A 13,955-nucleotide genomic window follows, 5' to 3' on the forward strand; every position below is an offset into this window, starting at 1 on the left:
TTTTCCTGTCGCTTTCGAAACGATAAAGTCTTTCTCTACTTTGGCGGATTGACTGATTGGTTTGCCCATCGAGAAGGTCGCCGTTCGAATAGTGGTGGATTGGGTGAGAAGGATGGGCTTATCGTATTGGGGCGATTCGCTGGATGGGATTGTGCCATTGGTTGTATACCGGATATCTGGAATCAGGCTTCCAATTGTTGGATCGGCAGGTGTCAGGCTTACCTCAAGATGTCCTTCGGCAGTGGGTTTGGCTGTGGGTAATGCATCGAAGAGCGTGCGGCTGTAGGTCACATTCAGGTAATCCAGGCGTGTGAAATGCGTCATGAGCCGACGCAGAAAATCGGGATAATTCTTCTGAGCCATCGGTGTCCAGACGACCTCCGCCAGAGCAGCCGCCCGGGGCCAGAGCATATATTCGGCCTGTTGTGGTGTTGGAATATACTCGGTCCACAAATTACCTTGTGCTCCCAGAATATGCGACGCTTCTTCGGGCGACAACCCAGCAGGTGTAGGGTCGTAACTGTATACGCTGGCCAGGGGCAGCGAGCCACCGAAACCCGTCGGTTCCTGTTGCGGATCGCCCTGTAAATGATCGAAGTAGCAGAACTGACCGGGTGTCATAATGACATCGTGATGCTGACGTGCCGCCTGAACCCCCTCCCGAATACCTCGCCAGCACATCACGGCAGCCTGAGCCGATAGCCGAAGTTTAGGGCTGGCTCCTTCCAGAATTTCATCCCAGCCAATGATTCGACGGCCTTTCGACGTAACAAACTGATCGATTCGTTTGATGAAATAGCGTTGTAATTCTGCCGCATTTTTTAGCTTTTCCCGCTTTATCAGTTGCTGGCAAAACGCACTCTGACGCCAGGTGCTTTTCGGACATTCGTCGCCCCCAATATGAATGTACTGACCTGGAAACAAGGCCATAACCTCGGTAAGTACATCTTCCAGAAACGCGAACGTTTTTTCGGTCGGACAGAAGACATCACCAAACACCCCCCATTTGGTCGCCACCTGATACCCTTTTTGGGGGAACAGCCCAACTCAGGATAGGATGCCAAAGCGGCTAGCGCATGACCCGGTAGTTCGACTTCGGGAACGATTGTGATGTAGCGTGAAGCGGCATACCGAACTACCTCGCGAATATCGTCCTGCGTATAATACCCACCATAGGGTTTGCTGTCGAACACCTGCGGATCGTACTCGTCGTAGTGTCCTACAATGGTCTCGCTCCGGTGCGACCCAATCTGCGTCAGTTTCGGATGCTTTTTAATTTCAATGCGCCAACCCTGGTCATCTGTCAAATGCCAGTGGAAGGTATTGAACTTGTGGAGCGCCATCAGATCGATGTATTTTTTGAGAAAATCCACCGAAAAGAAGTGTCGCCCTACATCCAGATGCATGCCCCGATACGAATAGCGCGGTTTGTCCTGAATGCGGCAGGCAGGCACAGACAGTGTAAGGAGCATAGGGGCTTGAGCTGAAGGATTGTCTTCCAGTAAACTCCCTATGCCCTTAGCGCCAGATCCCTTGCTTAATACAATCGGTGGAAGTAGCTGATATAGCGTCTGTATGGCATAGAAAAAACCTTTAGGGGAGGCTGCCTGGATTGTAATCTGCCTGGGGGTAATGTCGAGATGATAGCCTTCCTGGCCCATCGTACTATCGCGAAGGGGTAGGAGTTGGATGAGATTCGTGCCTAAAGTCTGCCCTGGCAAGGTAATCTGCGCCGTTAACTTTACTCCAACGCTAATGCCCGTACTTCGACTGATCTGGTGAGCGAACTGGTCTGCAATCGACTTCAATTCTGTATCCGTAGTCGGTACTACAATCGTGGTTGTGTGATCGATGATGAACTCGCCTGCCTGGGGTTCTAACTGGGCTGGTTGGGGGATAATTGTGTACCGATCGGTCGTTTGGCAAAAGGTGGGAGACCCGAGAAAATACAACACAACAAGTACTAAAAAGCGGGTAATCATAATTGAATTTCACGAATTGAGGCTAAAATGTTGTTTTTCTTAGCCCACATTTGTACTTTTACGAACACAATGGCCAGCCGCCACCCGTTGGCCAGATTTTTCGGCGTTTTTCCGCCTTCTATTAGACAGCTACTGGGCCTCCCAGTCTCCTACTACTGACTCAACGAATTCAACGATTGGTTCTTTTATAACGATCGTTTCTTGAAAATACGTTAGCACTGTTCAGCAAAGAGTTTTTAATGCGGCTGCTGAATGAGTGGGTTGTTGCACGGAAGTATAAAGCCGCGTATGTATCGAGTGCCGTTCAGGCTGAGCGGCTGAGTAGGTATCCATCATAACCCATAGTTGTTAATGGCGAAACTATCCCTGATAGTGGCGGCTGGACTTGTCGGCGTCACGTTAACGTTTTCATCGGCAGTTGCCCAAACTAACTCACTACTTGCCCTAAATGTTGCTGCGCCTGTAAAAGCGCTGGCTACTCACCTGAAAGGGTCCAGCATCGATGAAAACCCGGTCCATTTTTGTGGGGAAATTATTCCAACCAATCAACCTGCCATTGTACAGCGCTGGATTCGGACGCTGAACCAGCAAGCTTCTTATGCTGAAGATCTCACTATATTAAAACGACGGGCGGCCGTTGTGTTTCCCCTCATTGAGCCTATTCTGAAGCAATACCGGATTCCATCTGATTTTAAGTTTCTTCCCTTGCTTGAGAGTGCTGTTACCAACCACGCCGTGTCGCGGAAAGGGGCGGCCGGTTTTTGGCAGTTGATGCCCCAAACGGCCCAGTCGCTTGGCTTAAGTGTATCGCATCGGCGTGATGAACGGTTCAATCTGGTCAAAGCGACTCACGCAGCCTGTCGGTATATCAATGATTTATACGACCAGTTGGGCTCCTGGATGCTGGTTGCTACAGCCTATAATGCGGGGCCTAATTACATCCAGCAGCTCAGCCGCCAGCACCCCAACGTGCACCCCATGGCGTTGCCGTATCGCGCTGCCGAAACGAAAGCGTATTTGTATCAGACAGTTGCTATTAAGGAACTCCTTACCCGACCGCAAAATTATCGGGATCGCTTAAGTAGTCGGCATTTGGCTGCTCTTAGCGATGGTCTGGAAGCTATTGCATCGGCCGAGCGGGCAACTATCTTGTCTTCGTTTGATATTGATGAAAAAACGTTTGAAAGTCTGGCGTCCAATCGATTGTCAACGACTGGTGAAGATGATGGCCCCGTGTTCGTGACTGATTCAACAACCAACGTTGTACTATTGACTGACGACGAAGAACCAGAAACTGACCTAAAACCTGAAACATCGGAAACAACAGAACAACCCGTTGCATCTGCCGGGAAAATAGTGTCACCATCGACGTCTGTTATCCGGTTGGTGACCCGGAGCCTGAGCGAAGGCCCATTAACAGAAGGGCAACTCTGTATGTTTCAGGTGGTCCAGCCTGTTACGCTCAATGGCCGCACTTTTGCCGTTGGCGATCTGATTCAGGCGCATATCGAGATCATTGATCCGGGCTCGGGTCGGGTTTTTCTTCGCACCGACCGCTTGACTTCCGCTCAAACTCAGCAGGTTTCTCCCCTAAAACTGGTCGCTACTGAACAGCCCAAACAACCCGGTGTGTCCCGCCCATCCCGGCTGGATGGCTGGCAATTGACGTGGGAGGAATTGTAATGATTGAATGATTGAGTTGTTGAATGATTGAATAGCGGACGAATACCCTATTCAATCATTCAACAACTCAATCATTCAATACTTTCGGTCCTAGTTTGTTGATTTCGGATACGTAGGCTTCGCTGGTGATACCGACCGATAAGAAGGCTTGTTGCATGGCGGCACCGATCTGTTCGGCCGTTTGTGCATCCCGGCTGAGGGCAAACATCGAAGGGCCTGAACCAGAAATACTACAGCCTAATGCACCATTATCCAGAGCTGCCTGTTTGGCCTCGTTAAATTCAGGAATCAGAATGGAACGTACCGGCTCAATAATCACATCGACCAGTGAGCGGCTGATTAGGTCGTAATCCGGGGTCATCAAACCCGCGATTAGTCCGGCTACATTACCCATCTGGGTTATGGTATTTTTTAGCGAAACCTCATTCTTCAGAATGAATCGGGCGTCTTTCGTATTGACCTCAATGTCAGGATGAACGAGTGTGCAATATAAGTTGGCCGGGGTATCGATCCGAATGACATCCAGGGGCTGATAGCTGCGAACAACTACAAAACCACCCAGCAAGGAAGGACCAACATTGTCGGCATGGGCTGATCCGCAGGCAATTCGTTCGCCTTCCATCGCAAAGGGCAGCAGTTTCATAACAGGTAGCGGCCGCCCAAGAAGTTCGTTGACCGCAAACACACCGGCTACCGCACTGGCTGCACTAGAACCGAGCCCACTACCGAGTGGCATTTGTTTATGCAGCACAATATCGAGGCCGAGATCGGTTCGGTTGATATGGTTGAGGTAGGTCTGTATCGAAATGCCAGCTGTGTTGCGGCTCGCTTCACGCGGTAAACGACCTTCATCACCCAGAATATCGGTAATTCGAACGCCGGGTTCCTCGCTAATAGTAAGGGTAATTTGATCGCCGGGGTTATCAACAGCAAATCCAAAAATATCGAACCCGCAGGCCACATTGGCCACCGTAGCGGGAGCAAACACACGAATAGAATCCACGATAGAAGAATCAACGAAGCGCAAAGGTAAGCATTTGCCCCAAAAATCAAGGTTTGTGGCTTTTTGGGTTGCGTACCAATTCGTTAGTGGATGAGGATGACCCCAAATCAGGCATTCTATTTGATTCGTAAAAAGCCTAAATGGCAGCCTTCATAGCAAGACTGATATAAGCGGAGCGTATCGCCGTTTAAGACAATCCGTTCACTATAGTTGGCCGTACTAGGCAAAAATCGGATAAGAATTTCGCTCCCGGTTGTGTCGATTCGGAACTGGCTGAATGGCTGATAATTGATCAGACCACTGCCCTGAACCTGTAAATGCCCATTGGCCGAAAACGTTAGTGTCTGCGCTGGTTTAGCAGGAATCTGATCGATATAATAACCTGCCCCAGGTGAGTAGCCTCGTTCAAACCATTGCCAGGTTCCGGGCAGGCCCTGCCCAGCTACAGGAGTAATTGGGTCGTCGGGAATTATATCTTCTGACAATTGGCATTGGGTTAGGCAGAAAAGCAGTAAGAGGGAGAGCAAACGATTCATAACGCTTCGAATTTCTAATAAGATTCGATTGGTTCGCTATTGGTTGGAAGCTCTCAGGCTGCGTATAAGGGTTATTACTTATGATTTGCCCAGTTAATCGACTGATTTATAATGTTTTATCATTGGATAGTTTTGGATTAATTTTTTATTTAAGCTGCCACATTATTCTACTTGCTCGCGTAAAGTTTTTACAGAACCTAAAATGAAGTACTGATTTATTTCCTAAACGATACGTCAATGAAGAAATTAATTGTATCAGGCTGTGTAGTGACCGCTTTGCTGGTTGGGTATGCCTGCACCAAAAGCTCGGATCTGTCGCCCGATTCGACGAGTGCGGCCCGCACTCGTGCTACGACCAGTGGAACGGCTACAGGCCCTCATTCGGGTACCGATACGCCCCCACATAGCGGTACGGATGGGCATGGTCCCGGTAGGCCCCACCCTCCGCATAGTGGCACGGCTACTCCCCCCACTTCAGGCACCGATACACCTCCTCACAGTGGTACGAATGGCCCACCGCATAGTGGTACAGCCACCCCGCCCGCTAGTGGAACCGGTGGACCGGGCCACCCACCTCATGGCCCCAAACATGGCTAGTTAATTCGTTTAAAAAAACAGCCTGACTCAACATGAGTCAGGCTGTTTTTTTAAACGAATTGCCCCGAGTTATTCACCAAACAACTGGTTCCAAACACTTTTGGCTTTTTCTTTGGCAACTTCGATCTGGAGAGCAGCTTCAGCCTTTAGTTCATCCAGCTTAGCCTGAGCGGCCTCGAGTTGTACGGCGGCATCAGCTTTCAACTCATCGAATTTGTCTTCGGCTGCGTCCGATAGTTCATCGGCCTTGGCCGAGGCAGCGGCAAAAACGGTTTCGGCCTGAGCCTGTAAATTAGCCAGATTTTCGGCTGTCGACGCTTTGGCGGCTTCAAAATGCTCCGTTGCCTTGGCTTTGATCCCTTCGATGTCAATGTCTTTGCCAAATTCCTGGGCCTGAGCCACCAGTTTATCTTTCAGTTCGTCGAGCTGGGCAGCCGTGGCATCGAGGTGCTGGCTGGCTTCTGTTTTGAACGCTTCTAGCTTTTCAGCGGCTGTTGCTTTAGCGGCCTGTGCCTGCTCGGTAGCCTTAGCCTTATCATTCGTATCCATAGGATGTTTTGTGGGATGTTGGTAATGGGCGAAAGTTGACGAGAAACAAGAGGAAAAGCAAGGAGAAGAGGGAGGAAAGGAGATAGGGCAGGAGAGGAAGAAATGAGGAGGGATAAAAGGCGTTAGTAACGGCCTTTCCATCCTTTCTTCTTTAGCCTAATCGTCTTACGATTAAATTATTAACTAATTCGAACAGACCAGCGGGTTTGAGGGTACGCCAGTTGGCAATGTCGAGCGTACCACCGAAGTTGATATAGTAATCGAGATGGTATTTTTTCCATTCACGTTCAATGAACTCCGGCGAATGAATGGCCGCAATCCAGCCGTCTTCCACATCTTCGAACCACTCCTCGTAATAGCTGTCGTCGGAGCCGTGGAAGTTGAGGATATTTTCTGTGACGAGAATAAAATACTTAATTCCCTCATCGACAAGCGGATCGACCACCTGGCGTTTCAAATACATGATATCGTTGTGTAAGGTGTCGTTCCATTCGCCAAACAGTTCGATAACCACAAATTCACGGTCGTAATTGGCGAACAGAATCTTGCAATACAGCGTTTCGGAGCCTATTTCATCCCATAGTGGGTGGATGTAATAGCCGTAAATCGTGTTCTCGTATTGCTGCATATTGTACTCACGCTCGTGAAACGGCGAACGGTCGTCTTCCGAAGCATTGTAGTACTTTTCCCAACCATAAAAAGGCTCAATGTCTTGCATTTTTTAAAGAGCGAATGAGTGAAAGAGTGGATGAGTGGGTCGCAGAAGAGCTTTCACTCATTCGCTCATTCGCTCGTCCACTCTTTAAATCGGTAACTCAATTTACAACGAATTGGTTGACTGAATCGCGTATTTTGCAGGATATGGAAAAGTTGTTTTGCCAACTCGGCGTATTGGTTAAGCTTACGCCAGAAGCGCAGGCCGCGTTAGGACGCTTATTCACTCCTGAGGCCATCGCCAAACATGATTTCTTTGTACGCGCTGGCGACACCACCCATAGCGTCGCCTTTGTCATGAGTGGGATCTTTCGCTGTTTCGCTACGTCGCCTGATGGTGTCGAATACAACAAAACGTTTTTCATCGAAAATGATCTGATGGGCATTTATTATGCTCTGTTGCTTAATCGCCCAAGTCCGTTGTCAGTCCAGGCCTTAACTCCTTGTTCGGTATTGATAGCCGATTTTCGACAGATTGAAGCGTTGTACGATGAACACCCAACCCTGGAACGACTGGCTCGTAAGCAAGCCGAACACCTGTTTCTGATTAAAGAACAGCGCGAAATCGATCTGGTCATGCTGGATGCCAAAGCGCGTTACGAAAAATTTCAGCGCAATTTTCCTGCAATCGAACAGGCCGTTCCGCAGTACCACATTGCCTCGCATCTGGGCATTACACCAACGCAGCTAAGCCGAATCCGGGCTGATCGGTAAACGCATTTCTTTACCTATGTAAATGTCTGGCTAATTAACGGACGCTTGTTTTGTCGTAACCAATCAAAACCTTGTTTATGACAACATACACCATCTCCGTTCTGTACCGGGCCTTACCGGCCTGGTTGAAACTAACACGCGCAGAGCGTAATGCTATTTTTACGGCCGAAGTAACGCCTGTGCTGGCTAAGTACCAGTCGCAGGTGACGACTCGCTTATTTGATGCTGAGGCCTTTCACGCTCGTGTGTCGGACGTGCTACTAATTTCCTGTATGGATTTACGCCACTACTATTTTCTGATAGAGTCCCTACGCGATACGTCACTGTTTGGGGAACCCTACATTGAACTGATCGATGTGATTGTGTCGGTCGAAGACGGTTTTCGGGAATTTGAAGCCAGCCAGCCACGCCATGAAACTAACCAATAAGACTATCCTCATTACGGGCGGAACGTCGGGGGTAGGGCTGGCGCTTCTGCATAGCCTGTATGGCCGGGGAAATCGACTTATAGTTATTGGACGAAACGAAAAACGAATGGCTGAACTGCGCGACGGGTATCCAGCTGTGACGTTTATTCGGTGCAACCTGGCAGTGTCTTCGGAGGTAGCGGACCTGATTCAAACGGTTCAGGAGCGTTTTCCAGACTGCTCGGTTTTGATCAATAACGCAGGGATACAATTCAATTACCTCCTCGGCGACGACGCTTTGGGACAGTCACGGATTGGTAGTGAAATCCAGATCAATCTGACGACTGCTATTCAACTCTGCGATGCCTTGCTTCCTCAGTTACGTCAGCAGCCCGAAGCCGCTATTGTAAACATCACGTCGGGATTAGGTATTTCGCCCAAACGGTCGGCTCCGGTTTATTCGGCTACAAAAGCGGGTTTGCAGGTATTCACGAAAGCCTTACGGTATCAGTTAGAAGATTCAACGGTGCAGGTTGTCGATGTTGTGCTTCCGCTGGTCGATACGCCCATGACTACCGGACGAGGCAGAGGAAAGATTTCGCCCGAACAAGTCGCAGATGAACTGATTCGGGGGGTAGAACATGGACGGAAGGTCGTGAATGTTGGGAGGGTTAAGTTGTTTCGAATTATTCACCGCCTGGTTCCCGGACTTGCCGACCGGATGCTGAAAAATGGCTGATGAATGCCTGTTCCGCGTAGCTTTACAGCATGAAATCGCTCAGTAAGACTATTCTGATAACGGGAGTATCGACTGGTATTGGCTATGGAGCCGCCAAACACTTCATCGAACGTGGGTACACGGTGTTCGGAAGTGTTCGTAACGCGCAGGATGGCGACCGGCTGAAGGCTGAATTTGGCTCTCCGTTTGAACCGCTCGTATTCGATGTGACCGATTCTGAAGCCGTCTCGAACGCTGCTGATTACCTGACCCAACGACTGGCGGGTAGCGGCCTGGGTGGGTTGGTCAATAATGCGGGCGTTGCTTTTGGTGGGCCTGTACAGTACCAGCCGATGGATGTTTTCAGGCAGCATTTTGATGTCAACGTGGTTGGTCTGGTGCAGGTAACACAGGCCTTTCTGCCCCTGCTGGGCGCTCGGCCCGACCACCCCGTTCAACCTGGTCGTATTCTGAATATCAGTTCGGTAAACGGGGAAGTGGCGATTCCTTTTATGAGCGCGTACGTGGGATCGAAGTTTGCCGTCGAAGGGTTTTCGCATAGTCTGCGCCGGGAACTGGCTTTGTTTGGGATCAAGGTGATCATTGTCGGCCCTGGTGCGGTAAAAACGCCCATTTGGAGTAAAGGAACGGATATGCGTGCTTATCAGGCTACACCCTATTATCCGGCCATGCAATGGTTTTTGAAGCAGGTCGAAACCTCCGAAGCGAATGGTTTTTCGGTCGATTACCTGGGTGAACGTATCGTAGCTATTCATGAAGCGGCACGGCCTAAAATCCGCTATGCCATTGTACCGAATAAATTGATAGGCTGGCTAATACCCCGGCTCCCTGCTCGACTTGTAGACTGGATTGTGGAGCGCATAAGCGGACTGAAAAAATAATACATATCCAACTACCCATATGCTGAAACCTGCCTTTCAAAAAGACAATGCCCTATTGGCCGATATTGAAATCGCTCGTGAGCAACCCGATGCCCTACATATCTGGTGGCTTGGCCAAAGCGGCTTTCTCCTTCAATATGCCGGTAAGCAGTTGTTGTTCGACCCCTATCTATCGGATTCCTTAAGCCGCAAATATGCCAATACCGATAAGCCGCATGTTCGTATTTCGGAGTTGGTTATAAAACCAGACATGCTGACGGGTGTCAATGTGGTAACATCGAGCCATAACCATACCGATCACCTCGATGCTGAAACGCTGCTTCCATTAATTCAGGCAAATCCGGCGATTCAACTGGTTATTCCTGAAGCGAATCGAGCCTTCATTGCCGACCGGCTTCAATGTGATGTGGCCTGGCCTATTGGCCTGATCGATGGACAGTCGGTCTCGGTCGAAGGGTTTGTCCTTCATGGGGTTCCGGCTGCGCATAACGAACTCGAACGGGATATTGAAGGGCGTCCTAAGTTCATGGGGTATGTGGTTGAAATTGGGCCGGGCCACGAAAGGCCATACCGTGTGTATCACTCCGGAGACACGCTTTGGTACGAAGGCATGGTCGAATTACTACGGCCGTTTCAGGTCGATATAGCCTTCCTGCCCATCAATGGCAATAAGCCCGAACGACGGGTAGCCGGTAATCTGGACGCGGATGAAGCCGCCCGACTCGGGAAAGAAATTGGCGCTAGGCTCGTGATACCGCATCATTACGACCTGTTTGCCTTCAACACAGCTGACCCGGCTGATTTTGTGCGTGTTTGTCAGCAATACGATACGCCTTATCGGGTGATGCAGTTGGGCGAGCGCGTAAGCCTGAGTCGGTAGAAGCCGAATTGCGCCGACTTTGGTCTGTAAGACAATATCCATCATGAAAAACGCCTTCTTTTTACTTCTGGGTCTGGCCGTTGTTGCGCCTGCATTGGCTCAACCAGGTTCATCGCCGTCAGGTATGCCGAATTTTAAGGTTCAGGTGGTTGATAATCAGATTAGTATTGGGTATGGGCTGGCTATTGGCGATGTAGACGGCGATGGTCAATCTGATATACTGCTGGCCGATCAGAAAGAGTTTGTCTGGTATAAAAATCCGGGCACTCGCATGGCAGGCGATACCTCTGCCCGATGGAAACGGTACGTGATGGCTGCAAACCTGACTCCGCAGGACAACGTGTGCATAACTGCCCGCGATCTGGATGGTGATGGGCGCGTGGAAGTTGCTGTGGGCGCTGGCTGGAACCCTGCCGAAACCGACGACAGTACGAAATCGGGGGCCGTTTTTTATCTGGTTCGACCCCAGGACCCTACTCAGCGCTGGGAACCGATTCGACTGCCGCACGAGGTAACTACTCACCGAATGCGCTGGGCAAAAGTGGGGAAGACCTATCAATTGATCGTAGTGCCGCTGCATGGCTTGCATAATCGGAATGGGAACGGGCAGGGCGTCCGAATCTGGGGATACGAACTTCCGAAAAACCCGCGCGATAGCTGGAAACGGCATCTGGTTGACTCGACCATGCACCTGACGCATAACTTTGAAATCTGGGAAGATGGCGATGCCACAGGGCTCATTGTAGCGGGAAAAGAAGGTGGGCAGATTTTTGAATGGCGGAAGAACAAATGGCGTCCGGTCGATGATGAAGGGGCCAGTAATGCGTTACCACTCCTGAATAAAGGTGTAGACGGTATCGGTGAAATCCGACGAATGGATAAGGGGAAATCGATTGCAACAATTCAGCCTATGCACGGTAATCTGCTCCAGGTTGAAACGGGGGCTTATTCGGTTCAGAAAGGCAGAAAAGCCGTTACAGACAAGCAAATCAACGTACTCACCGACATATTCAACCAGGGCCATGCGCTGGTTTGTGGCGATTTTCTGGGAATAGGCAGCGACCAGATTGTAGCAGGCTGGCGTAATCCAAATGCCGAAAAGAAAGTTGGCGTTCGACTATACAAACCGCAGGAACAGGATAATGTAGGGGGATATCCTATCGACGATAGTGTGCGGATGGCCTGCGAAGACATTCAAGCCGCTGACCTGGACGGCGATGGTGACTTAGATCTTATTGCATCGGGCCGAGCAACGCTCAATGTACTGATCTACTGGAATCAGTTAAAACGTTGATTGGAAAGATGCTCAATGTTTGTCTGGCAGGCTGACAGTCGTACCCATTTACACTGAAAACGAGGTAGAGCCTGGATTGTAAAAGGCGATGAAACGAATTGCACTGGTCGTACTGGTTCTGTTGATAGGGTGGGTACTCGTTGATGTATATAGGCCCTTCAAGGTTGATTTACGTCATTTTGACCCGGCCGATGTAGCCCGGCTTGACACCGATATGTGGCGATCCTACTACGAGCGGCATCCCTTAAGACTCTTCTGGCAATCGGCCGAGTTGGTACGAAGACAGGTACACGCCCCATTCTGGCGTTCGTTTGTGATTGCCTATCACGCAGCCAAAGCTGCGTTTGTATTTAAAGATGGAAAAAGTAGAGCTGATTACAACCGCGCCCTACCTGACCTGGAAGCGTTTTATGGAGCTATTAGCGCTATCAGTAAACAACCATTCAATATAGATCAAACAGCCCGCCATGAACTGGAATGGTGGATTATCCGCCGGGAGCGGGAACATTATCCACCCGTTGAATGGGCCCGACTTCAGGCACAGACGGTGGCTAATCTTTACCAGATTCCGGTGGATCGTTGTGCCGAATATGGTCGGCTGCGTACCGAAGCTATGTTGTTTCGGGATCACCAGGGCGAGGCAATCACTGAGGCCGACTGGCAGAAAATTCAGAACTTACTGAACCAGGCATGGCGTTCGTTGGCGAAAGCGGTATCAGGAAACTGACCTTCCTGATACATTCAGTGCTCATCCGTAACTCTATCGCAGATAGGCACTGAGCAGATGTTAAGCGTGATTGACCTGCCCCGCCAGCAGTTTTAGTCCCGCCGAAAGAGCCTCCAGCCGCGTCGCCATGTCGCCTTCCGAGCCCATCATTGTACTGAACTCAGACGTTTGAGTCGCCAGCGTGTTCAATAGATGGCAAAGCTCGTCACTATTTACAGACTCCATTAGCAGTTGTTCTTTCACCTGCTCAAGCGTTTGGGCAATAGGGCCAGCGTTATCGGCCTGATGGAGTTGAGTCAGCCATTGATCAATAACGTTGGAACCATCCTGGGGCGTGGTGGAACCCGATTCGCTTTCCAGAACGGTCATGGTCGAATCGAGCAGTTCGGAGGCATCTTCGTGCGTAAACATATCAGATCTGGTTAGTAAAGTTGCGGAGCACTGTGGCTAGTTGTTGGAGCTGAGGCACGGCGGCTCTGTCGACTGAAGGCTCATGCGACAGAATCATCATGTGGCTGGACATGTTAAAAAGCCATTGGCGTACTTTTTCGCCATCCACATGGCCTGATTTTAAGTGATCGCGCAGGGCCGTAATTTCCCCTAGAATGCGTTCGGTACCTACATTACCGGGGAGTGCATTGCGCCAGCCTTCGAGTAGTAAAATCCCTTGGTCAGCCGTAATGGTAGCGTGTGTTCCATCGCCGAATGCACCTAATGTATCAATCAGCATCCGGTGTTCGAGTGTTGTTTCTGTTGCTTCCATCTGTAGTCTTGTTTATGGTGGTGGCAGGTTTAAAGTATCACTACTAACCTGGCTTATAGTGAGTCCGTTTCAGTGGTTAACTGGCTTGGTCGCCGTAATGACGTAAAATTTTAGACAGGCTTTCCAGGCCACCCGTCCAGGTTCCTTCTGCGTTTTCATCTTCGGCTATGGCCTGTGCTTTGTCGGCCAGGCTACCCATTAGCTGTCGGATATATACTGTATCGGGCGACGTATCCTGCAATGCCGTACGCAACTCAGTAAGTTGACCCGTAAGCTGGTTCATATTGGGGTCGCCCTGCAAGGCTTGCAACCAACCATCAATCAGCATGATACCCTGATCGGAAGAGATAGGCTGGCTATTGTTGCGGAACATAGCGAGTGTATTGTCGAGCATACTCGCTTCCCATTGATTCGATCCTAGCATAGTGAAAATGGTTAAATGGTTTTACGGTATTCCGTTTACAGTGGTTGATGCAGCAGTCTCTT

At 50.0% G+C, this 13,955-nt stretch carries 16 protein-coding genes and 1 pseudogene; 9 read left to right on the plus strand and 8 right to left on the minus strand.

The features are described from left to right. Positions 1–38: 38 nt before the first annotated feature. Positions 39–1,982, minus strand: a pseudogene (locus B5M13_RS34600) (beta-N-acetylhexosaminidase); the annotation flags it as partial. Positions 1,983–2,333: 351 nt separating this feature from the next. Between B5M13_RS34600 and B5M13_RS04845 the strand changes: the two are divergent. Beyond that, entirely contained in the window at positions 2,334–3,665 is a 1,332-nt protein-coding gene (locus tag B5M13_RS04845; RefSeq protein ID WP_080054557.1) for a lytic transglycosylase domain-containing protein, read from the plus strand. Positions 3,666–3,732: 67 nt separating this feature from the next. Here the strand turns inward: B5M13_RS04845 and B5M13_RS04850 are convergent, their stop codons facing one another. Then, a complete protein-coding gene (locus B5M13_RS04850) occupies positions 3,733–4,668 on the minus strand; it encodes a homoserine kinase (protein ID WP_080059798.1) in 936 nt (311 codons plus the stop codon). A 116-nt stretch (positions 4,669–4,784) separates the two neighbouring features. Beyond that, positions 4,785–5,204: a hypothetical protein gene (locus B5M13_RS04855; RefSeq protein WP_155297187.1), complete on the minus strand. Its 420-nt coding sequence runs from the start codon at positions 5,202–5,204 to the stop codon at positions 4,785–4,787. 237 nt (positions 5,205–5,441) lie between these two features. On the opposite strand from B5M13_RS04855, the gene B5M13_RS04860 reads away from it, so the two are divergent. Continuing rightward, positions 5,442–5,801, plus strand: a complete 360-nt coding sequence (locus B5M13_RS04860; RefSeq protein WP_080054559.1) for a hypothetical protein — start codon at positions 5,442–5,444, stop codon at positions 5,799–5,801. 69 nt (positions 5,802–5,870) lie between these two features. Here the strand turns inward: B5M13_RS04860 and B5M13_RS04865 are convergent, their stop codons facing one another. Both B5M13_RS04865 and B5M13_RS04870 read right to left on the minus strand, forming a co-directional pair. Then, on the minus strand, positions 5,871–6,350 hold the full coding sequence (locus B5M13_RS04865; protein ID WP_080054560.1) for a hypothetical protein: 480 nt from the start codon (positions 6,348–6,350) through the stop codon (positions 5,871–5,873). A 151-nt stretch (positions 6,351–6,501) separates the two neighbouring features. Continuing rightward, positions 6,502–7,068 carry a hypothetical protein gene (locus B5M13_RS04870; protein ID WP_080054561.1) on the minus strand — a complete coding sequence of 189 codons (567 nt, stop codon included), beginning with the start codon at positions 7,066–7,068 and terminating at the stop codon, positions 6,502–6,504. A 14-nt stretch (positions 7,069–7,082) separates the two neighbouring features. On the opposite strand from B5M13_RS04870, the gene B5M13_RS04875 reads away from it, so the two are divergent. From B5M13_RS04875 to B5M13_RS04905, 7 genes are all read left to right on the plus strand, one after another. After that, positions 7,083–7,778: a Crp/Fnr family transcriptional regulator gene (locus B5M13_RS04875; RefSeq protein ID WP_245859777.1), complete on the plus strand. Its 696-nt coding sequence runs from the start codon at positions 7,083–7,085 to the stop codon at positions 7,776–7,778. Between the two features lie 77 nt (positions 7,779–7,855). Next, positions 7,856–8,206 carry a darcynin family protein gene (locus B5M13_RS04880; protein ID WP_080054563.1) on the plus strand — a complete coding sequence of 117 codons (351 nt, stop codon included), beginning with the start codon at positions 7,856–7,858 and terminating at the stop codon, positions 8,204–8,206. Beyond that, on the plus strand, positions 8,190–8,924 hold the full coding sequence (locus B5M13_RS04885) for an SDR family oxidoreductase (protein ID WP_080054564.1): 735 nt from the start codon (positions 8,190–8,192) through the stop codon (positions 8,922–8,924). Before B5M13_RS04880 ends, B5M13_RS04885 begins: the two co-directional genes overlap by 17 nt. 29 nt (positions 8,925–8,953) lie before the next feature. After that, positions 8,954–9,805 (plus strand): SDR family NAD(P)-dependent oxidoreductase, encoded by an 852-nt coding sequence (locus B5M13_RS04890; RefSeq protein WP_080054565.1) that lies wholly within the window; start codon positions 8,954–8,956, stop codon positions 9,803–9,805. A gap of 19 nt (positions 9,806–9,824) precedes the next feature. Beyond that, positions 9,825–10,685, plus strand: a complete 861-nt coding sequence (locus B5M13_RS04895) for an MBL fold metallo-hydrolase (RefSeq protein ID WP_080054566.1) — start codon at positions 9,825–9,827, stop codon at positions 10,683–10,685. Positions 10,686–10,728: 43 nt separating this feature from the next. Beyond that, positions 10,729–11,979, plus strand: a complete 1,251-nt coding sequence (locus tag B5M13_RS04900; protein WP_080054567.1) for an FG-GAP repeat domain-containing protein — start codon at positions 10,729–10,731, stop codon at positions 11,977–11,979. 88 nt (positions 11,980–12,067) lie between these two features. After that, on the plus strand, positions 12,068–12,706 hold the full coding sequence (locus tag B5M13_RS04905) for a hypothetical protein (protein WP_080054568.1): 639 nt from the start codon (positions 12,068–12,070) through the stop codon (positions 12,704–12,706). 60 nt (positions 12,707–12,766) lie between these two features. Here the strand turns inward: B5M13_RS04905 and B5M13_RS04910 are convergent, their stop codons facing one another. The 3 genes from B5M13_RS04910 to B5M13_RS04920 all read right to left on the minus strand — a co-directional run bounded on the left by B5M13_RS04910 (position 12,767) and on the right by B5M13_RS04920 (position 13,893). After that, positions 12,767–13,117 carry a hypothetical protein gene (locus tag B5M13_RS04910; protein ID WP_080054569.1) on the minus strand — a complete coding sequence of 117 codons (351 nt, stop codon included), beginning with the start codon at positions 13,115–13,117 and terminating at the stop codon, positions 12,767–12,769. 1 nt (position 13,118) lies between these two features. After that, positions 13,119–13,469, minus strand: coding sequence for a hypothetical protein (locus B5M13_RS04915; protein WP_080054570.1), 351 nt, complete (start codon positions 13,467–13,469; stop codon positions 13,119–13,121). 76 nt (positions 13,470–13,545) lie between these two features. Then, positions 13,546–13,893 carry a hypothetical protein gene (locus tag B5M13_RS04920; protein ID WP_080054571.1) on the minus strand — a complete coding sequence of 116 codons (348 nt, stop codon included), beginning with the start codon at positions 13,891–13,893 and terminating at the stop codon, positions 13,546–13,548. Between the last annotated feature and the right edge of the window lie 62 nt (positions 13,894–13,955).

The organism is Spirosoma aerolatum, from assembly GCF_002056795.1.
GTDB lineage: Bacteria > Bacteroidota > Bacteroidia > Cytophagales > Spirosomataceae > Spirosoma > Spirosoma aerolatum.